We start from the raw sequence: 21,793 nt of genomic DNA on the forward strand, positions 1-21,793 counted from the left end.
GTATGTTGTGGCTTTATCTGCACTTTCCATCTCTGCAGTTGGATACCTTGTTTAACTCTAATGAATTGGGTTCGAGCGAAGACTCACGCGAACAACCTATTATCATCGTGGATGAAAAAGATCACCATGTACTGCAAGCAAACCCAGCTGCGCTGCAATCGGGAATTTCGCTTGGTATGGGCTTAGGGTCTGCAGCAGCTTTGTGCCACAACTTACACGTCCACCCTTACAGTATTGAACTGGAGAAAAGTAAGCTTAAAGAGATCGCTCAATGGGCGTATCTGGTCACTTCCGACATGGCGTTATTGCCACCTAATGGTTTGTTGATTAAAGCCTCTAACATGCTGTCACTTTACGACGGGCTAGATAACTACTGGCATGAGCTCAAAAGCCACTTAGAAACGCTCAATATCCAGTTCAGCTTCGCTACGGGTTATTCGCCGCTTTCTGCGATCCTTTTGGGTAAGCAAGCGATCAACCAAGCAACAAACAATATTGAGCAGATGAAAACTTGGGTCAATCAACAAGCATTAATTTCCAGTGAGCTACCGACAAAGCAAGTGGAACGCCTGAACCGTGTCGGTATCAATACCGTTGAAGACTTATTAAAGCTGCCTTTGCAAGAGGTCGCACGCCGCTTTGATATCGACTTGGTGAATTATGTCGGTCGCCTTAACGGCCAGTTCAAGCACCCGATTGATTTCTATCATCCACCAGAGAATTTCCAGCAATATTTGGAGCTATTGTTTGATATTGAAAACATCCTATTTATCGAAAAGCCGTTGCTGAAATTACTGAATCAACTCGAATGTTTTTTGAAGCTACGCGATCGAGTGGCTTTCGAGTTAACTCTGACTTTACACCTAAGAGATAAAGACGATCACCCTGTCTCTTTTTATTCGGCACAAGGTGATTACCTTGCTGAAAAATGGGCGAACCTTACTCATCTCACCTTAGAGTCACTCAAGCTCACCGCACCGGTTCAAGGACTGACCCTCAGCTTGGTTCGTCATGGAGAACCCCAAATGGCCTACCATGATCTTTTTGATGGTAATACCGGAACACTTGCCGCGTTAGATTTGCTCTCACTACTGCAAGCAAAGCTTGGACAAGCCTGTATTCAAACACCAAAAATACAGCACGACCCAAGGCCAGAAAAGGCCAATCAGTATTCGCTCCCAACACTGAGTAAGTCTGTGACAAAAAGGCAAACACCCCCAGAGAGCGAGCAACAAACCATAGCTCTCAGCGTCGTTCAACAGCGGCTCAGGCCCAGTATTTTACTGCCAGAGCCCGAAGCCTTAACCGAAAGCGTCACCTTATCTCAAGGCCCAGAGCGCATTGTGTCTGGCTGGTGGGACGGAGAGAAGGTCATTCGTGACTACTTTATTGCTCACAGCGAAAACGGTCGGTGGCTCTGGATATATAGAACGCCAGATAAACAGTGGTTTTTGCACGGCTTATTTAGCTAGTCGGTAAGAACGTAAGTCAGCAAGAAACTTTGTTAGCTCCTCCGTTCTACTTATTCAATTTCAGCGTCCCTTTTCAATCATGTTCACTCGCAATAGTTAAGTGAGATCACATTATGTCTCAGCAATACTCAGAGCTTTTCTGTCAAAGTAATTACTCCTTTCTAGAGGGAGCTTCGCATGCGGAAGAGCTTGTTTTACAGGCCGATTTCTTGCGTTACAAAGCACTCGCGGTTACTGATGAGTGCTCAGTCGCGGGCATCGTTAAGGTTCACTCTGCAATCAAGCAACATAAACTGTCGCTCAAGCAAATTGTCGGGAGCATGTTTTGGTTAAATGAAGAGTGCCAAGTGATCTTGATATGCCCAAACAGACAAGCCTATGCAGAACTGTGCCGTATTATTACCAACGCGAGACGTCGTAGCAGTAAGGGACATTATCAGCTCTCTGAGTGGGATATCATGTCGGCTAAGCACTGCTTTATTCTTTGGCTTCCTCAACAGAAAAATGAAGACGCGCACTGGGGGCAATGGCTCTCCCAGCATCATTCAGGTCGGCTTTGGATCGGCTTACAACGACACCTAAAACAAACCGACCAGCAGTACACAGATTATTGCGTTGAGCTGTCACAACATCATCAACTGCCGATAACAGCTTGTGGTGGCGTGCTAATGCACAATGCTAACCGCTTACCCTTACAGCACTCACTCACTGCGATTAAATATCAAAAACCCATTACCGAAGTGGGCAGTCACTTACTCGCTAATGCAGAACGTTGTTTACGGAGTATCAATAAGCTCTCTCATATCTTCAAAGCGGAGTGGCTAGAAGAGAGCAACCGCATCGCTGAGTTGTGTGAATTTGATTTAGATAGCTTACGATACGAATATCCCAGTGAACTGATTCCTCAAAGTGAGACACCCATGAGTTATCTGCGCATGTTGGTCGAAAAGGGAAAACGAACTCGCTTCCCACAAGGTGTACCTGACGACATCCAACAAATCATAGATAAAGAATTGGGATTAATTGACGAGCTTGACTACCCTTTCTTTTTTCTCACCATTCACAACATCGTGATGTTTGCTAAAAGCCAAGGCATTCTTTACCAAGGTCGAGGTTCAGCTGCCAATTCCGTGGTGTGTTATTGCTTAGAAATCACCTCAGTCGACCCAAGGCAGATTTCAGTGCTATTTGAACGTTTCATCAGTAAAGAGCGCGATGAGCCGCCCGATATTGATGTCGATTTTGAACACGAACGCCGTGAAGAAGTTATTCAATACATCTATCAAAAATACGGTAGAGAAAGGGCTGCACTTGCCGCAACGGTCATCTCTTATCGCTTTAAAAGTGCGGTAAGAGATGTCGGTAAAGCATTAGGGCTACAAGAAACCCAGCTCGACTACTTCATCAAGAACACCAACCGTAGGGACAAAAGCCTAGGTTGGCAGGCTCAGCTCACTCAATTGGGTCTACAACCTGATTCTTTGAAGGGGCAACAGTTTATCCACTTGGTTAATGAGATTATCGGCTTCCCACGTCACTTATCTCAACATGTCGGTGGCTTTGTCATATCCTCAGGGCCTTTGTATGAGCTGGTTCCCGTCGAAAATGCAGCGATGCACGATCGAACCATTATCCAATGGGATAAGGATGATCTAGAAACCTTAGGCTTGCTGAAAGTTGATGTGCTCGCGTTGGGTATGCTCTCTGCGATTCGTAAATGTTTCGACCTGATCAAACGTATTCACGGGCGATCACTGACCATTGCTGAGATCACTCGCCTTAAGGACGATCCTCAGGTTTACGGCATGATTCAGCGAGCAGACACAGTCGGGATATTCCAAATTGAGTCACGCGCACAAATGAGCATGCTGCCAAGGCTTAAACCGAAGACTTATTACGACTTGGTGATTCAAATCGCTATCGTACGCCCAGGCCCTATTCAGGGTGATATGGTGCATCCGTTTCTCAAGCGTCGAGATGGCATTGAGCCAATCAGTTATCCATCTAAAGACGTGGAATCAGTACTGTCGCGCACCTTAGGTGTACCGATATTCCAAGAGCAAGTGATCAAACTCGCGATGGTCGCTGCAGGGTTCACAGGCGGAGAAGCAGATCAACTCAGACGGGCAATGGCCGCTTGGAAGAAAAATGGCAACGTCTTTAAGTTTAAAAACAAACTCATCGAAGGAATGCAAAAGCGCGGCTATGAGACAGAGTTTGCTGAGCAGATCTTTAAACAGATATGCGGCTTTGGCGAGTACGGTTTTCCTGAAAGCCACTCCGCTTCGTTTGCGGTGTTAGCGTATTGCTCCGCTTGGTTGAAATGCTACTACCCAGAGTGCTTCTACGCTTCTCTGTTGAATAGCCAACCGATGGGGTTTTATAGCCCTTCACAGTTAGTACAAGACGCACAACGACACAATGTGGTGATACTTCCGGTATGTGTTAACGCTTCTCAAAACGACCACACGGTTGCCCCTCATCAGAATGGTCTAGCGATTCGCTTAGGGCTGCGACAAATCAAAGGATTCAGCGAGCATGGAATTCAAAGCGTGCTCGCCAATTGTCCACCATCCGGTTATCGCCACCCTAGTCAGGTGAAACAGTTATCGATGAATAAGAAAGATATCGAGCTACTGGCATCGGCCAATGCGCTACATAACGTTTCTGGAGACCGCTTCCAGACTCGCTGGGCGATCATGGACTCGGCGTCGGATTTACCTCTGTTTAGCCAAGCCTATGACGATGCTGAGGCAGGACATGACGAACATGTACTGCACAAGCCCAATGAGATGCAAGATCTACTCGAAGACTTCACCAGTGTCGGAATTTCATTGAACAAGCACCCTATAACTTTGCTAGAAGAAGCGAATCGATTAGGTCGATTCACACACATGAAAGATTTAATACAGCAAAGACACAAATCTATGGTCACCGTTGTCGGATTAGTCACAGGTAAACAATCTCCCGGCACCGCGGCAGGTGTCACCTTTGTTACGCTGGAAGATAGCACTGGCAATATTAATGTCGTGGTATGGGGAGCAACCGCACGCGCTCAACAGCAAGCTTATCTCACAGCCAAGGCGTTAAAAGTACAAGGGATATTAGAAAAAGAAGGTGAAGTCGTGCATGTTATCGCGGGAAAACTTATCGATATTACCGATGAAATTGTTGGCTTGAAAACCAAATCTCGGGATTTTCATTAGCGAAGTACCAACTGTTCTCAATCGATCATTGGCTAAAGAAAAGAGAGAAAGAAAAACGAAAAAGGGAAGCATCCGCTTCCCTTCAATTCCAGTTGTTGAGTTATGACTCAACTTCAGCTTCCGTACGTCTTTTCTTAAATTCCCTATACAGTAATAAGCTCAAAGTCATGACGACTTTAGACGTTAACCATATCATTAAGAGGAACTACCTTAGATTGCGTGTGAAAAATTACGCTAGTAGTTGAGCATATTTCGTTAAGAAAAATATGCTACGTGAATATTAGCAAGCGCTTTCTATAAGGTCACTCAAAACAAACCGTACAGCAGCATTAATTATAAAATCTGACGCATTCGCTCTTGAGTCACTTCAACCAAGAGGTCTGGCTGGAACTTAGAAATAAAGCGGTTACACCCTACTTTCTCAACCATAGCTTCATTAAAACTTCCACTTAATGAAGTATTTAGCGTGATGAATAGGTCATGCATTCTTGGGTCAGTACGTACTTCGTGTGTCAGCTTGTAGCCGTCCATTTCAGGCATTTCAGCATCGGTGATCATCAACAATATTTCTTGATTGATGTCTTTGCCTTCATCACACCAGCCCTTAAGTAAGGTCAGTGCTTCTAAGCCATCACAACACTCAATAATGTTCAAACCCAACTGCGACAAGGTGCCTTTGATCTGGTTACGCGCTGTTGAAGAGTCATCAACGATAAGCACATTACGTCCTATCATCTCCTGAGCTAATTGTTCGTCTAAAACGCCTTCAGAGATCGAGACATCGTAATCAATGATCTCAGCCAACACTTTCTCAACATCGATGATCTCGACGATCTTGTGCTGCTCTTCTTCTTGAATATGCGTAATAGCGGTTAGGTAGTTTGCACGGCCTGTTGTCTTTGGCGGCGGCTGGATTTCTGTCCATGTCGTGTTCACGATATTACGAACTTGCCCAACCAAGAAACCTTGTACGGTTCGGTTGTATTCCGTAATAATCAGGTTGCTCTCTTGAGACTCCGCACGAGATGGCGGAAAGCCAATGGCACTGCGTAAATCGATAACAGGCACCGATTCACCACGTAAAGACGCAACACCCGTAATATGATGATGAGAGCCCGGTAAGCGAGTGAGTACTGGCACTTTGAGGACTTCTTTCACTTTAAATACGTTAATCGCAAATAGTTGACGACTATTTAAGCTGAATAACAAGAGTTCCAGACGGTTTTCACCGACCAGTTTGGTTCTCTGATCAACCGAATTTAAAACGCCAGACATACAACACCTTAGTGACAAATAATAACTGTGGCTACAATAGCCTACTTCAATAGGTTAAAGCAAAGCGCCAATGCACAGAATGCTTAAACTAAGTACAACAAATGATGTTATACAAAGCTTAAGTACATGGAAAGGTTCAAGGTAAGGCTACAAGACGAGAAAAAGGGGTTAACCTTCAATAACTTTCATTAACAGTTGGCCATCGTATAAGGCCTGCTTGATGAGCGCAGCACCTGGCATGGTTGCCTGCTTATAAAAACGAGATTCCACCAGCTCTAAGTCTTTATGGTAAACCGATAGACTCTGCTCTTCGATACACTTTTGAATCGCCGGGTATAACACGCTCTTCGCCTGATTGATAACACCACCCACCAAGATTTTCTCTGGGTTGAACAGGTTAATCACAATCGCAATCGCAGAACCTAGATAACGGCCTAACTGTTCAATCACTTCGACAGCCAGCGGATCCCCATTAGCAGCGGCAGCACAGATCTGTTCAATAGTGACGTCTTCAAACACCGTTAGCGTTGATTCTTCACCATTTACCAATCGCTCTTTGACTTGCTCACGGATTGCCTGAGAACTCGCCACCGTTTCTAAACAGCCTCGATTACCACAGTGGCAAAGCTTGCCTTCCTTGTCGATCTGGATATGCCCCAACTCACCGATGTTACCGTGACGTCCTTGCAGAACGCGACCATCAAGAATGATCCCGGCACCTAAACCGTGGTGAATCGAGATAAGAACAGAGTTGTCGTTGTCTTGTGAGTTACCAAACAGCTTTTCTGCTAATGCCCACGCTCGGGTATCATTGGCAATAAAAACTGGCAAACCGGTTTCTTTGTAGATCTCCGGCCCCAACGCTAAGTTTTCAACGTTATAGTGCGGCATCTGCAACACAATACCTTGCTCTGAATTCACCAGACCTGGCAGTGTGATAGCGATACTCGTCACCCTGTCGAGTTGCTCGGCATAGGTTTGGAAGAACTCATCGATTTCATGGAGAAGACGCGCAAGCACATCGTCTTGATCACGTTCATGGATATCAATCTTGGTATCGATAAGCACGTCGCCGCCCAATTCATGGAGCGCGATCGTCAAGTATCCGCGACCAAGACGCATCGACAAAAATTGCCAACCTTCGTTATTGGTTTGCAGACCGACAGCAGGACGGCCACGAGTCGTGGCTTCTTGAACCGTCGTTTCGTGAATAAGGTGAGCTTCAATGAGTTCACGGGTAATTTTAGTAATACTCGCCGGAGCCAACTCACTTTGCTTGGACAGATCGATACGAGAAATAGGACCTTTAAGGTCAATTAGTTTATATACACGACCAGCATTGACCTGTTTGATATGATCAATATGGCCCGGTTGAGCCATGTACATTTTACGCTCCAGAAATCATCAACGAGGTAATTTTTTTACTTTGCGAAGTAATTGTGAAGTCACTTGGTATATCGCCGTGACCAGTATCACGTATATACATGAATCTTTGTGTATCGAGTCAAATAGTTCGAGGAAAATTAACACCCACATCGATAATTTGCGACTTAATTTTCAGAATAAAACATCGCATTTGAGCCCTGAATTCAATAATTAAAGGCAAATCAAGAAATATCCTCCTAGCTCCCAATAAATTATCAATTAATGCATATACTTAATTCAGTCTTTTAAAAGATTACTTGGCCTCACTCTAGGAGTATTCATGACAGCCGAATTAAGAAAAACGAAAATCGTCACAACGCTAGGCCCTTCTACTGATAAAGGTAACGTGCTTGAAGAGATCATCAAAGCCGGTGCCAATATTGTTCGTATGAACTTCTCTCACGGCACCAGCGACGACCATATACAACGCGCAGAAAAAGTCAGAGCAATAGCAAAAAGACACGGTACTCAAATCGCCATTCTCGGAGACTTACAAGGTCCCAAGATTCGTGTGTCGACATTCAAAGATGGCAAAATCCAACTTGCCGTAGGCGACCTGTTCACTCTCGATAGCAGCCTAGGTTTAGGTGAAGGCAATCAAGAAGCCGTTGGCCTTGATTACAAAGAACTGCCTAACGACGTATCCGCCGGCGATATACTGTTGCTTGACGATGGTCGTGTTCAACTCAAAGTAACCAAAGTGGAAGGCTGTCGCGTTCATACCGAAGTCATCATTGGCGGCCCACTCTCAAATAACAAAGGCATCAACAAAAAAGGGGGTGGCCTTTCCGCAGAAGCGCTAACAGAAAAAGACAAGCGCGACATCGTCACCGCCGCACAAATCAAAGTGGATTACCTAGCGGTGTCTTTCCCTCGTAATGGTGAAGACATGCACTATGCTCGTCAGCTTGCACGAGAAGCCGGCTTAGAAGCTCACCTCGTCGCAAAAGTGGAGCGAGCAGAGACAGTAGCTACAGTTGAGAACATGGATGACATCATAATGGCCTCAGATGTGGTCATGGTGGCTCGTGGTGACCTCGGAGTGGAAATTGGCGACCCTGAGTTAGTCGGAGTACAAAAACAGCTTATACGCCGTGCCAGAGCGCTTAACCGAACTGTCATCACCGCAACTCAGATGATGGAATCAATGATTTCTGCGCCAATGCCAACCCGTGCCGAAGTTATGGATGTTGCCAACGCCGTACTCGATGGCACCGATGCTGTGATGCTGTCTGGTGAAACTGCAGCTGGTGACTACCCAGTCGAGACCGTAAAATCGATGGCTGAAGTCTGTATTGGTGCGGAAAAAATGGCAGGCATTAATAACCAATCCAATTACCGTATTGACCGCACCTTTGTTACTGCCGAAGAAACCGTTTCGATGGCGACCATCTACTCTGCAAACCATATGGAAGGCATTAAAGGCGTTGTCACTCTCACCGAGTCAGGCCGCACCGCACTGATGATGTCTCGCCTGAGTGCCGACATGCCGATCTACGCGCTGTCTCGTAACGAAGGAACGCTTAATCGCTGTACCTTATACCGAGGTGTGACACCAATCTACTTCGAGACAGAAGCCGAAGACAGCTTTGACATTGCACTATCTACACTCACTTGCTTGAAAGAGAAAGGACACCTTAAGTTTGGTGACCTAGTGATCGTCACTCAAGGCGACATTATGGATGTAGCAGGGTCAACCAACTGTATGAGAATCTTGCCTGTCACCTAATATTTGACCTTAAGGCGAAACGATTCGCCTAATCTCAAAAACTTAAAAGGGTTATCGAACCAAGTTCAATAACCCTTTTTCATTTCAGAACACGACTCACTAAAATCTGCTTAAACAGCATAACGAGCTCACAGCATGCTAGCTCATCAACTTCGGGAATTAGTTACCCGCAGCAATGGTGGCTAACTGTGGCATATGCGAGTTGCGAGCGTTTTCCGTTGAGGTATAGGTCTCCACAAATCGGTAACCGGCTTCTAAACCCAATTCGTAATCATGCAGTAAATCATCTTTATGACTCATTAATGAGCTCGATTTTAGCGGCTGACTTGGCGCTATCTGAACCACAAACGCGTCGTCTGGTGGCGAATTCAAAAAATCCTGAGTCAATGAGTAGGTCTGATAATGCACCATCAGCATGTCAGCCAACCCTGAATCAAACTTATCTCCGATTAAATGACTTAAGCGATAAATATCATCTGCACCAAATAGCCAGCGACCACCGTTCAGCAGGTCTAAATGCCCACGGTCACGCTTCTGCTCTTTTGAGCGCATAATTTGTTGTTGGAAGAAAGAGGTCCAGTCGGTTTTCCACTGTTCCACTTTCTGTTGCCAATGGCCTTGAACACTGTCGAAAGATTCGCGGAACCACTCCAGTTCTTCTGCAGATATAGGTTTAGGCGCTTTGACTGAAGATCCCTTAACTGGTGCTTCAACCAAATGGGTATTACCTTCCTCCACCACTGGCTCAGTACGAATCACCACAATAGAACGAGCTTGTCTTCGCCACGCTTCCTGAACTGGGATACACGCCGATACACCACCGTCCACATAAGCACTGTCACCAATAAAGACTTCGTCATTGTACAAGCGAGGAATAGCACAGGTCGCAATCATCACCTTGTACCAATCTTCGCCCAATAATGGGAAGTAGTGGTCTCGTAAGTCTTTGGAATCCGTTACAGCCGCATAGAAGTGGCGATCGCCTAGCGTTTGTCGCCCTAAATCCAGATCGAGCTTATATGGGTAAGCCATGATTTGTTCTAGCGCCCATTCTAATCCTAGGTTCTTTCTGTGTCGTATATAGGAAAAGAGATTGAAGAACTCTGGTGAGGTTGTGAGGTCGAGAACAAAAGAACGTCCAAGGCCTTTATCACGGCACAGATAAGCACATAAGTTGAGAGCACCTGCTGAGGTACCAAAAAATTCGTCGAAGGGGTCAAAATTTGAGAGAAGAAAGGCATCCAGCACTCCAGAAGTAAAAATACTTCTCTGTCCGCCACCTTGAGCGACCAGTGCTGTTTTTCCAGCAATAAACTTAGCGTAATAATCCAAGTCTATTGCTGTATCAATATTGGTTATAATCCCACTATTCATTATTCCCTGAGTATTAAAACTCAGCCTCGCAATAGATGGTATTAACTACCAATCGCAATAAAGCCAAATGAAAGAATGATCATGTAGATAAACACGGTAATTTGTAGGGCATTTTTCAGATTATGGTCCATAGACACCTCTGGCTTATTATTAATTTGTCGAGTCTCTATTTAAGTACTATCAGGTGTGTGAAGTATCTTCAAGAATCGTCGAAATTAGTCGCACAATATTGATGTAACCATCACAATTAGTAAGTGTATGGATAAGGATATACTCATGAATAACAAAGCAAATATGATGGCACTGATTACGCTTCTCTCCGTTTCAAGCGCGTATGCTTCGCCGGAGATCATCATTACACCTATGGTAGGTTATACCGGCGGTGGCAGTGTCGAAGACCAGGACGGTAAAACCTATGACATGAAAGGCTCTGAAAATTACACCTTTGCCATTGAAACGCCACTTGAAAAAGGACGCATCGGCTTCTTCTACTCCAATCAGAGCTCGGAATTAGAAACGCTTAACCTAAGCTCCTCCATCCAATACCTGCACCTTCAAAGCAGCATCTACTACCCTGCTTCGCCTGTGTTGTCGGGTTATCTAGGGCTAGGCCTGGGTGCTTCTTACGTCGATGTAGACTGGGCAAAAGATAAGTATGGATTCTCAACTTCTATCTTTGGTGGCTTAGAGTACAAATTTAGTGACCGACTAGCGTTGAACACACAAGTACGTTGGTTAGGCACGGTTGTCGACAACGATACCTCCGGTGTTTGTAATATCCCAAATAACGGGCAAGAGTGCATCATTCGCTTTGATACCGACTGGATGAACCAATTCCAAGCCAATGTCGGACTGAGTTTTACTTTCTAAGCGGCTCAATGAAGCAAAAATATAAGATCGGCCCAAACTAAAAAACCAGCTAAATGCTGGTTTTTTCATTATTAAAACGGTTTTAGTTCAGGTTAGAACTTATAGGTAACACCTAAAGCGCCGCCCACTTGCAACTCAACACCTTTATACATATCGAGTTCAGGGTGAACTTGAGCGTAAGCATTCCAACCTTCGTAGAAATTCACTTTCACGCCTAACGGCAAGCGTAAGCCAAAGTCGTCATTCCATTCAGCCCAAGCACCAGCACCGACGTACCAGCTCAACGGAGCTTCAGTCTCGAACTGACCACGCTTCAAAATGTAATCAAAGGCAGCGCCGTCATTGCCAATCGTAGCACGGTATTTCTGATCAAATTCCACAACGACACTCAGGTCTTGGTCAATGGCGAGTCCAACTTCCAAAGCTGGAGCTTCAGAAGCTTGAGCAAACGAGGCTCCGCTGCAGCACATAAGGCCGATCAAGTAACGATGTTTCATAATATTCTCAGACTGTGTTTAAAAGCGGTAGTTTACTGGAATAATAACGAAAGGTGTCATCGCTAGGTAAAAGATAAAAGACACGAAAAATTTAAGAGCAACCATCAACTGATCGAGTTGAATGATAAGTATCTGAGTTAATGGAGATTAAGCACAATAGATCTTTCATAGAGCAGAAAACAAAAAAGGAGGCCTTTCGGCCTCCTTTCAATTTATTGAATCAGAGAATTAACCGTTGTTACGGATCCACTCATCCATGTCTGTCTTAAGGTTGTCAGACTTAGTACCGAAGATAGCTTGTACGCCACCCGCTACTACTACAACACCTGCAGCGCCTAGTTTCTTCAGCTTGTCTTGGTCAACAAGAGCTGTATCAGCTACTGCAACACGTAGACGAGTAATACAAGCGTCAAGACCAGTGATGTTCGCTTTGCCACCGAATGCAGCAACTAGCTCACCAGCAAGTTCAGAACCAGTCGCAACTGACTCTTCTTCAGTCTCGTCTTCACGGCCTGGAGTTTTAAGGTCTAGAGCTTTAATCACAGTGCGGAATACGATGTAGTAAATTGCAGCGTAAGCAATACCACATACAACCATTAGGCCCATCTTAGACGCGTTGCCAGATAGAACTAGGAAGTCGATTAGACCGTGTGAGAAAGATGTACCGTGTACAAAACCTAGAGTGTTCGCAAGAACGTATGCAGAACCAGCTAGTAGAGCGTGGATTGCGTACAGTACTGGAGCAACGAATAGGAAAGAGAATTCGATTGGTTCAGTGATACCCGTTAGGAATGAAGTCAACGCAGCAGAAGCCATGATGCCCATTACTTTAGCGCGGTTTTCAGGCTTAGCTGAGTGTGCAATCGCGATTGCAGCAGCAGGTAGACCGAACATCTTGAACATGTAACCACCAGCTAGCTGACCGAAGCCATTGCCCGCTGCACGAGATGCGTCATCAGCAACTAGGTAACAAGTAAGAACACCGTTTTGAGTTTCGCCAGCAGCGTTTACACAAGTACCAGCTTCAAAGAAGAAAGGTACGTTCCAAACGTGGTGAAGACCAAATGGAATTAGAGAACGCTCAACGATACCGTAGATACCAAACGCCACTTGTGGGTTTTGGTGAGCAGCCCAATCAGAGAACGCAGAGATAGCGCCGCCAACTGGTGGCCATACTACAGATAGTAGGATTGCTAGACCAATCGCAGAGAAACCTGTGATGATTGGCACAGCACGCTTACCAGCGAAGAAGCCAAGGTACTCTGGTAGTTGAATACGGAAGAAACGGTTGAATGCCCAAGCAGCAACACCACCGACTAGGATACCACCTAGTACACCAGTATCGATTTTATCAACGCCCATTACACCAGCCATTACGCCAAGTGTAGCAGTCATGATGCCATAACCAACGATAGCAGCTAGACCCGCTACACCATCGTTGTTAGTAAAGCCAAGTGCAACACCTACTGCGAACAGTAGTGCCATTTGACCGAATACTGAACCACCAGCTTGTTCCATTAAGTTTGAAACGATTTCTGGAATGAAAGGAAGATCTGCTGCACCGACACCTAGCAAAATACCCGCAACTGGTAAAACTGATACTGGAAGCATCAGAGACTTACCAACTTTCTGCAGGCTAGCAAAAAGGTTCTTAAACATGTTTATGCTCCTGATAAAGATAAAATAATTATATTGGGTTCTAACGGCACACCCCCGTAGCCTATATGTTAGCACCCTGCGAAAATGTAACCATGTATTGCATTATATTTTCTGCCGCTAAATATATATTGATGGGGAACTAACTTTCTAGTCACTTACGAAATTTAGTTTCAAAACACGTCTTGGATCACATGTCAAATCTAGAAATGCAATGCTTTACAAGTATTTAATGCATTGAAATATATAAGTATTTTTCAAGAGCCCTATTATTTTACTGGGTAAATAAAATAGGAGCGAATGTTATTTTTAGTAACAAAATTACAAATGTTATAATTAGCGCTCTCAAGTTCAACATAATTCGTAAACATTAAAAAAAAACGTATTTTTGGTGATCAAAAACACAAAAAGGGAGCTTTTGCTCCCTTTTATTTGTTTACTTAGATTTTTATCGCAAAAAAAGTTTTTGGTAATTTTTGGTCGTTTGTTCGGCAACCTCTTTCATCGACACACCTTTTAATTGCGCAATGTAGGCCGCCACTTCGACGACATATGCAGGCTGATTCTGCTTTCCACGATATGGAATGGGCGCCAAGTATGGAGAATCCGTCTCGATCAGCAACCTGTTTAGCGGTAGGTTTTTAACAACTTCTTTAAGTTCTGTAGCCTGCTTAAAGGTCACAATGCCTGAAATTGAGATATAGAAACCTAGTTCCATTGCTGCTTCTGCGAATGCTTGATCTTCGGTAAAGCAGTGAATCACACCGCCACACTTCTCAGCTCCGCCATCACGTAAAATAGCTAATGTGTCTTCACGTGCGTTACGAGTGTGAATGATCAAAGGTTTATTCAGCTCAACGGCTAACTCAACATGCTGCTTAAATCGTAGCTGTTGCAGCTCCGCCGTCTCTGGTTGGTAGTGATAATCTAAACCTGTCTCTCCAATCGCCACAACCTTAGGGTTGCTCGCGTATTCACGCATTGTCTCTAGGCTGAAATCACTTTCAACATCGAGAGGGTGAACGCCACAAGAGGCTTTAACGTTATCAAACGGCGAGATCATCTCGAGCATATTTTCAAACGAATCGAGTGTCACACCGACAGAAAGCAATTGGTCTACATTAGCAGCCTTCGCCTTGTTAACCACATCTTCTACGCTGGTGTGTAAATCTTGGTAATCCAGTTTGTCTAAATGACAGTGGGAATCTACGAACATGTTTCCTCGCAAGTGGCTATCAGCCAATTCATTATGAGTAGCTCCGTATTGAGCCCAGGGTGTTGCTTTAACTGCTCAATCAATGTCAGCAGTTTATTCGATGCTGCATAAGCACTTTGATAAGACATCGCCTCACACAGTGCTTTCGCACTCGGAGTGAAAGCCTGATTCGCCAAACCAAAATGCAGCTTCTGTACATCTGACAATAGATGCCAAAGCCAGCCAAGTTGAATCAAAGGGTCTTTGCTAAGCTCTGTAGAGAACTTTAGCATGTCAGGTTGAGTGCCTTTTATCACATTCACAAAGCCATCGAGCGCTTTTGTTGAAGCTTCAACGCCACCTTGCTCAAACATAGCTTTTGCTTTTAAAGGCGCGTTGTCATTGAGTGCTAAAATGTACTGCGGTACTGCTTTGCCCACTTCACTATCTAACCACGCCGACGCTGTCTCCAACTGTGGGCTAACCACATTGAATTGCTGACAACGGCTAATGATCGTTGGCATTAAGCGATTGCTGTTGCGAGTAGACAGAATGAAGATGCACTTGCTTGATGGCTCTTCCAGAGTTTTCAATAGTGCGTTGGAAGCCGATTCGTTCATTGCTTCAGCAGGGTTAAGCAAAATAACGCGCAAACCACCTAACTGAGAAGACTCTTGAGCCCAGCGGTTACTGGCACGCACTTGATCAACCGTGATCGACTTACCTTCTTTCTCTGGTGAAATCACATGAAAATCAGGATGACTGCCCGACTTCATTAACTCACAGCTGTGGCAAAACCCGCACGACTCGCTTTCATAGTTCGTGCACATCAATGCGTCGGTAAGTTGGCTAATCAAAGCATCAACGCCGATCCCTTCCGGTGCATTAACAATCACAGAGTTAGGAAAACGCTCCGCATCGAGACTTTTTTTCCACTCACTCCATACCGGTGTGAGCCAAGAATACACTTCAGCCATGACTACCTACTGTTTGTCGAGCCAAGCAGTTAGCGCGACTTTAATATCAGCGGCTACTTGCTCAATTTCTTGCTGCGCGTTAATCACAAGTACAGAATCATCTTGTTCTGCAATTTCTAGATAGCGCTCACGCGTGCGGTCGAAAAATGAGATGTCCATCTTTTCAATTCTATCAAGCTCACCACGGCCTCTAGCACGCTCTAGCCCTACTCTAGGGTCTAGGTCCAAATATAGCGTTAGATCGGGTTTAAAGCCGCCTAGCGTGGTTGCTTTCAGTGATTCCATAGTCGTGCGCGCGATCTGGCGACCACCACCTTGGTATGCCTGTGAAGACATATCATGACGATCACCCAATACCCATTGACCATTGGCGAGTGCCGGCTTGATGACGTTCTCGACTAATTGAACACGTGCTGCATACATCAACAGCAATTCAGTCATGTCTTGAAGCTTCTCGCCTTCGTGCTCTTCTTTAACCAATGAACGCATCTTTTCAGCTAAGACAGTACCACCCGGCTCACGAGTATTAACAATATCTTCAACACCCGATGCTTTTAATGTCTCAACGATGGCATTGATTGCTGTGCTTTTGCCTGCGCCTTCAAGGCCTTCAACCACGATAAATTTCGACTGATTCATAATTATTTCTTTATCTGTTTTTTCTTAATTGCTTTAAGTAAGCTCGCACTGCACGGTTATGCTCAGTCAAACTCTTTGAAAATACGTGACCACCTGTTCCACTCGCAACGAAATACAAGTAGTTGCTCTTCTCTGGATTCAACGCCGCGTTGATAGACGCTTTGCCTGCCATAGCGATAGGTGTCGGTGGCAAGCCACTCATTGTATAGGTGTTGTAAGGCGTTGGCGTGCGTAAGTCTTTCTTACGGATGTTGCCATCGTAGCTGTCACCCATGCCATAGATAACCGTTGGGTCAGTTTGCAAACGCATACGCTTGTTTAGACGGTTAACAAACACAGAAGAAACACGCTCACGTTCTGACGCAACAGCGGTCTCTTTCTCAATGATAGATGCAAGAATTAACGCTTCGTATGGCGATTTAAGAGGCAGCTTATCCGCTCGATTTTCCCACTCTTCATTCACCACGCTCATTAGGTCTCGATGCGCGCGCTTCAACAAATCTAAATCAGTGGTGCCGTAGGTGTAGTGATACGTTTCTGCTAAGAAGAGACCTTCTAGCTTTTCGTTTTCAATACCCAACTTTTCAGCGATCTCTTTTTCAGAAACGCCATCCAATGTCTGTTGAATGAATTCGTTGTCTTTTAGCTGAACAAGCCATTCGTCAAAACGACTGCCTTCAACAAAGGTAATAGTAAACTGGTGTTCTTTCCCTTCTACAAGCACCTGTAGCGCTTGCTCTAAGGTTAAACCCGGTTCAAGCAGGAAAGTACCCGCTTTTACGTCTACAAGCTCAGGATGTAACTTACGGATTAATTTCTCGTAAGGAGAAGCCTCAAACAGCCCCTCGTTAATCAACTGGGCTAGAACGCGGTTAAAGCTGCTACCTGAAGCAACAGTCACGACTTGTGGTTTTTCTAATTGAATAACTTGTTTCAGGTTATCTTGCGCTTGGTTGTAAACATAAAAACCAGCAGCACCGGCTGCAATTAAGCACAAGATAATAAAAATAAATAACTTTTTGATCACGAGTTTAGTTGTCCTTGAAGGCTACGAGTAACGGTTCCAATGTTAAATTGGGTATCACTAATACGGGTAACTGGGGCAACCCCTAAAATGGAGTTTGTCATGAAAACCTCATCAGCTTGCATGAGTTGAGATAAGCAGTAGTCACTAATTGTAACGGAAAGTTCAGCCTGATTCAGCGCGGTTAACACTTGCTTACGCATAACCCCCGCGACACCACTTTGAGTGAGTTGAGGTGTGTATATCGACTGACCTTTGCGCCAGAACAGATTGGCCATGGTGGTTTCAATCACATTGCCCGATATATCAAGAACCACACCATCCACTTCATTAGCTTGATCCATTTCATCTTTCATCAAAATCTGCTCAAGGCGATTATTGTGCTTATGGCCAGCCAGTAGTGGGCTCAAACCTAGCGCTTGATGGCAGATACCGAGTTCAACACCGGAGTCTTGCCACGCTGAATAATGGCTTGGGTAATCAAAGGTACTGATGGTGATTGTCGGCTTGGCGATATTCTTGGTACTGTAGCCACGCCCACCCGCTCCACGACTAACGTGCAGCTTGATCCCTGCTTTTTGATTATGAGGCTTGTTGGCGTTATGGAGCTTCTTTGAACCATCAAGGCTCTTTGTGCCATGAAGAGCGTTATGTTGGATGTGTTGAAGCGCAGTATCGAGCCAAAGACTAACAACATCCCAATCAAGAGCAGAAATGCGTAGTGCTTTAAGGCACTCGTCGACACGGTGCTGATGATCGTGAAGATGTTGTATCTCACCATCACTCACGAGCATTGTCGTAAAACAGCCGTCTCCGTACTGAAACGAGCGATCCAAAATATCGATAGTTTGCTGGCTTTCTCCATCAACCCAAAACATGTTTTTCCCCATAAAAAGAAACGGCTCAATGCTAAAGCATCAAGCCGTTTAAAAACAAGTCTAATTGTGACTATCTACGAGTGTTTACGTCTTTAATAAGATGATTAAATCTTTTTGAAGATCAAACAGCCGTTTGTACCACCGAAACCGAATGAGTTACATGCAGCATATTCCATGTTGCTAACTTCACGCGCAGTGTGAGGTACTAAGTCAATATCTAAGCCTTCTTCAGGATCATCTAGGTTGATTGTTGGTGGAACAATTTGGTCAACCAGAGACATAGCCGTGATGATAGCTTCAGCAGAACCAGCAGCACCTAGAAGGTGGCCTGTCATTGATTTCGTAGAAGAAACCAATACTTGCTTGCTGCCTGCTTCGCCAAGAGCACGCTTGATGCCCTTAACTTCCGCTACGTCACCTGCAGGAGTCGAAGTACCGTGTGCGTTTACATAACCGATTTGTTCACCAGTAATGCCAGCATCACGCATAGCCGCTTCCATTGCTAGTGCGCCACCTGAGCCATCTTCACTTGGAGATGTCATGTGGTAAGCGTCACCCGACATACCGAAGCCAACTAGCTCACAGTAAATCTTAGCGCCACGAGCTTTCGCATGTTCGTACTCTTCAAGAACCATCATGCCTGCACCGTCGCCAAGAACGAAGCCATCACGGCCTTTGTCCCATGGACGAGAAGCTTTTTGAGGCTCATCGTTACGAGTAGAAAGTGCTTTAGCCGCACCAAAACCGCCCATACCTAGTGGAGTTGATGCTTTTTCAGCACCACCCGCTAGCATTGCGTCTGCATCGCCGTATGCAATCATACGAGCCGCGTGACCAATGTTATGTAGGCCAGTCGTACATGCAGTAGAAATCGCGATGTTTGGACCGCGTAGGCCACGCATGATAGACATGTGACCAGCAATCATATTCACGATCGTCGACGGTACGAAGAACGGGCTGATCTTACGAGGGCCTTTTTCAGTTAGAGCTTGGTGACCGGCTTCGATCAAACCAAGACCACCAATACCAGAACCGATAGCAACACCCACACGTGGAGCGTTTTCTTCAGTAATAGTTAGGGCTGAATCATCTAAAGCTTGAATACCTGCTGCGACGCCGTACTGGATGAACAAGTCCATCTTACGAGCATCTTTTTTAGTCATATACTCTTCGCAGTTAAAGTCTTTAACTAGACCTGCAAAACGAGTTGAGAAATTGGTTGCATCAAAATGATCGATATTAACGATACCACTTTGACCAGCTAGCAGGGCTTTCCAAGAAGATTCTACAGTGTTGCCTACCGGTGACAACATACCCATGCCAGTGACAACTACACGACGCTTGGACACGATTTTACACTCCGGGGATTGAGGTGATTTAAGATGAGGATAGATGAGTTAGATAAAACACAGGCGGTCGAGGTGACCGCCTGGGAGAGATTATTACTGAGCGCTAGTTACGTAATCGATAGCTGCTTGAACAGTAGTAATTTTCTCAGCTTCTTCATCTGGGATTTCAGTGTCAAATTCTTCTTCTAGAGCCATTACTAGCTCTACTGTGTCTAGAGAATCTGCACCTAGGTCATCAACGAAAGAAGCTTCGTTTTTAACTTCAGCTTCGTCTACACCTAGCTGTTCAACAATGATTTTCTTTACGCGTTCTTCGAGGTTGCTCATTTTTTCTTTTCCTTTACAGAGTTCGCTTTATGCGATGTTTTCCGTAGTTTATTCAATCTATTGAAAGTTGCAAGGTCAACTTTTCTGGTCAAACCACAATTTTCACGATTTTAACCGAAATTACGTATGATCTTGACTTAAATCATGCACAAATGTTGCACATAATTTACACCATGTACATACCGCCATTGACGTGAAGTGTTTCACCTGTGATATAAGCTGCCGCAGGTGACGCCAAAAATACCACAGCTTCAGCGATTTCGCGAGGGTCACCTAGTCGACCTGCTGGTACATTCGCCAAAGTTGCTGCACGTTGGTCATCATTTAGCGCTTTAGTCATGTCAGTTTCGATGAAACCAGGAGCTACAGTGTTCACTGTAACGCCACGAGACGCAACTTCACGAGCCATTGATTTAGTAAAACCAATTACGCCTGCTTTTGCAGCTGCGTAGTTAGCTTGACCAGCGTTACCCATAGTACCTACTACAGAACCAACGTTTACGATACGGCCTTGACGTTTCTTCATCATGCCACGCAATACAGCTTTAGACATGCGGAAGATAGGCGTTAGGTTAGTATCGATGATGTCATTCCATTCGTCGTCTTTCATACGCATCAGTAGGTTATCACGAGTGATACCTGCGTTGTTAACTAGAATGTCAATCGCACCGAATTCATCGTTGATGGTTTTCAGTGTAGCAGCAATTGAGTCAGTATCCGTTACATTAAGAGCAAGACCTTTACCGTTCTCACCAAGGTACTCGCTGATTGCAGCTGCGCCGCCTTCAGATGTCGCAGTACCGATAACTTTAGCACCACGCTCAACTAAAAGTTCAGCGATTGCACGACCGATGCCACGGCTTGCGCCTGTAACTAGTGCAACTTTGCCTTCTAAATTCATCATAACTTCTCTATTAAGTGGTTATTTACTTAGCAGCTTCTAGTGATGCAGTGTCATTAACTGCAGCAGCTGTCATAGTTTTTACGATTCGTTTTGTTAGACCAGTAAGAACTTTACCAGGGCCTAATTCAAGTAGCTTCTCAACGCCTTGCTCATTCATCGCTTGTACACCTTCAGTCCAACGAACTGGGCTGTATAGCTGACGAACAAGTGCGTCTTTAATTTTTGCAGGGTCTGTTTCAGCAATAACATCAACGTTATTGATAACAGGCAATGCTGGCGTGTTGAACTCTAGAGCTTCTAGAGCCACTGCTAGCTTATCTGCTGCTGGCTTCATCAGTGCACAGTGAGACGGCACAGAAACAGGTAACGGAAGTGCACGCTTAGCGCCCGCTTCTTTACAAAGTGCACCAGCACGCTCTACTGCAGCTTTGTTACCCGCGATAACAACTTGGCCAGGAGAGTTAAAGTTAACTGGAGACACAACTTCGTCTTGCGCAGCTTCTTCACACGCTTTAGCAATCGCTTCATCGTCTAGACCGATGATTGCGTACATTGCACCAACACCTGCAGGAACCGCTTCTTGCATCAGTTGACCACGTAGTTCAACCAGCTTGATCGCTTCTTTAAAGTCGATAACGCCGGCACATACAAGAGCAGAATATTCACCTAGGCTGTGACCTGCTAGATTTACAGGTTGCTCTAGGCCAAGCTCTTGCCATACACGCCAAATTGCAACAGACGCTGTTAATAGAGCCGGTTGAGTGCGAAAAGTTTCATTTAGATTTTCTACAGGACCATCTTGAACCAATGCCCATAGATCGTAACCAAGTGCTTCTGAAGCTTCAGCAAATGTCTTTTTAACAACATCATACTGTTCGCCTAGGTCAGCAAGCATACCGATAGCTTGAGAGCCTTGGCCTGGGAATACGATAGCAAATTTGCTCATTGTAATTTTCCTTTAAGCAAAGCAAAAAATTGAATAAGGCACATAAGTTA

19 protein-coding genes are annotated in these 21,793 nt (G+C 45.0%); 4 read left to right on the plus strand and 15 right to left on the minus strand.

All coding sequences use genetic code 11. The annotated features are described in order from the left end of the window. Positions 1-2: 2 nt before the first annotated feature. Complete coding sequence (locus AB4371_RS05740; protein ID WP_372149233.1) at positions 3-1,472, plus strand: DNA polymerase Y family protein; 1,470 nt, start codon at positions 3-5, stop codon at positions 1,470-1,472. A 113-nt stretch (positions 1,473-1,585) separates the two neighbouring features. Then, positions 1,586-4,678 (plus strand): error-prone DNA polymerase, encoded by a 3,093-nt coding sequence (locus tag AB4371_RS05745; protein WP_372149236.1) that lies wholly within the window; start codon positions 1,586-1,588, stop codon positions 4,676-4,678. Between the two features lie 333 nt (positions 4,679-5,011). Here AB4371_RS05745 and AB4371_RS05750 read toward each other — a convergent pair whose 3' ends face one another. After that, on the minus strand, positions 5,012-5,953 hold the full coding sequence (locus tag AB4371_RS05750) for a chemotaxis protein CheV (RefSeq protein WP_017062139.1): 942 nt from the start codon (positions 5,951-5,953) through the stop codon (positions 5,012-5,014). Between the two features lie 168 nt (positions 5,954-6,121). Next, positions 6,122-7,339: an ROK family protein gene (locus tag AB4371_RS05755; RefSeq protein WP_017062140.1), complete on the minus strand. Its 1,218-nt coding sequence runs from the start codon at positions 7,337-7,339 to the stop codon at positions 6,122-6,124. Positions 7,340-7,658: 319 nt separating this feature from the next. Here AB4371_RS05755 and pyk point away from each other — a divergent pair, with 319 nt between their 5' ends. Next, positions 7,659-9,107: a pyruvate kinase gene (pyk, locus tag AB4371_RS05760; protein ID WP_017062141.1), complete on the plus strand. Its 1,449-nt coding sequence runs from the start codon at positions 7,659-7,661 to the stop codon at positions 9,105-9,107. Between the two features lie 159 nt (positions 9,108-9,266). On the opposite strand, the gene AB4371_RS05765 is transcribed toward pyk, so the two are convergent. Both AB4371_RS05765 and AB4371_RS05770 read right to left on the minus strand, forming a co-directional pair. Next, positions 9,267-10,481, minus strand: a complete 1,215-nt coding sequence (locus AB4371_RS05765) for a patatin family protein (protein ID WP_372149238.1) — start codon at positions 10,479-10,481, stop codon at positions 9,267-9,269. Between the two features lie 41 nt (positions 10,482-10,522). Next, complete coding sequence (locus AB4371_RS05770; protein ID WP_100214626.1) at positions 10,523-10,612, minus strand: YnhF family membrane protein; 90 nt, start codon at positions 10,610-10,612, stop codon at positions 10,523-10,525. Between the two features lie 145 nt (positions 10,613-10,757). Here AB4371_RS05770 and AB4371_RS05775 point away from each other — a divergent pair, with 145 nt between their 5' ends. Continuing rightward, a complete protein-coding gene (locus AB4371_RS05775) occupies positions 10,758-11,351 on the plus strand; it encodes an outer membrane beta-barrel protein (protein WP_017067207.1) in 594 nt (197 codons plus the stop codon). Between the two features lie 92 nt (positions 11,352-11,443). Here the strand turns inward: AB4371_RS05775 and AB4371_RS05780 are convergent, their stop codons facing one another. The 11 genes from AB4371_RS05780 to fabD form a co-directional block, all read right to left on the minus strand. Further along, positions 11,444-11,848, minus strand: a complete 405-nt coding sequence (locus AB4371_RS05780; RefSeq protein ID WP_017062144.1) for a hypothetical protein — start codon at positions 11,846-11,848, stop codon at positions 11,444-11,446. 228 nt (positions 11,849-12,076) lie between these two features. Beyond that, entirely contained in the window at positions 12,077-13,507 is a 1,431-nt protein-coding gene (gene ptsG / locus AB4371_RS05785; RefSeq protein WP_017062145.1) for a PTS glucose transporter subunit IIBC, read from the minus strand. A gap of 445 nt (positions 13,508-13,952) precedes the next feature. Further along, the gene (locus tag AB4371_RS05790) at positions 13,953-14,720 is read right to left on the minus strand and encodes a TatD family hydrolase (RefSeq protein ID WP_017063483.1); all 768 of its coding nucleotides are present in this window, start codon (positions 14,718-14,720) and stop codon (positions 13,953-13,955) included. Next, positions 14,711-15,676, minus strand: coding sequence for a DNA polymerase III subunit delta' (locus tag AB4371_RS05795; protein WP_372149241.1), 966 nt, complete (start codon positions 15,674-15,676; stop codon positions 14,711-14,713). The genes AB4371_RS05790 and AB4371_RS05795 overlap by 10 nt, the downstream gene beginning before the upstream one ends. A gap of 6 nt (positions 15,677-15,682) precedes the next feature. After that, complete coding sequence (gene tmk / locus AB4371_RS05800) at positions 15,683-16,315, minus strand: dTMP kinase (RefSeq protein WP_017062148.1); 633 nt, start codon at positions 16,313-16,315, stop codon at positions 15,683-15,685. A gap of 10 nt (positions 16,316-16,325) precedes the next feature. Then, complete coding sequence (gene mltG / locus AB4371_RS05805) at positions 16,326-17,342, minus strand: endolytic transglycosylase MltG (RefSeq protein ID WP_017062149.1); 1,017 nt, start codon at positions 17,340-17,342, stop codon at positions 16,326-16,328. Next, on the minus strand, positions 17,339-18,217 hold the full coding sequence (pabC, locus tag AB4371_RS05810; protein WP_065583975.1) for an aminodeoxychorismate lyase: 879 nt from the start codon (positions 18,215-18,217) through the stop codon (positions 17,339-17,341). The genes mltG and pabC overlap by 4 nt, the downstream gene beginning before the upstream one ends. Before the next feature lie 104 nt (positions 18,218-18,321). Next, entirely contained in the window at positions 18,322-19,566 is a 1,245-nt protein-coding gene (gene fabF / locus AB4371_RS05815; protein ID WP_010437291.1) for a beta-ketoacyl-ACP synthase II, read from the minus strand. Positions 19,567-19,659: 93 nt separating this feature from the next. Next, positions 19,660-19,893, minus strand: coding sequence for an acyl carrier protein (acpP, locus tag AB4371_RS05820; RefSeq protein WP_004737381.1), 234 nt, complete (start codon positions 19,891-19,893; stop codon positions 19,660-19,662). Between the two features lie 166 nt (positions 19,894-20,059). After that, positions 20,060-20,794: a 3-oxoacyl-ACP reductase FabG gene (fabG, locus tag AB4371_RS05825; protein WP_029235138.1), complete on the minus strand. Its 735-nt coding sequence runs from the start codon at positions 20,792-20,794 to the stop codon at positions 20,060-20,062. Between the two features lie 25 nt (positions 20,795-20,819). Then, positions 20,820-21,743, minus strand: coding sequence for an ACP S-malonyltransferase (gene fabD / locus AB4371_RS05830; protein WP_017063479.1), 924 nt, complete (start codon positions 21,741-21,743; stop codon positions 20,820-20,822). Between the last annotated feature and the right edge of the window lie 50 nt (positions 21,744-21,793).

Source organism: Vibrio sp. 10N.261.51.A3, from assembly GCF_041471965.1.
Classification (GTDB): domain Bacteria; phylum Pseudomonadota; class Gammaproteobacteria; order Enterobacterales; family Vibrionaceae; genus Vibrio; species Vibrio crassostreae_C.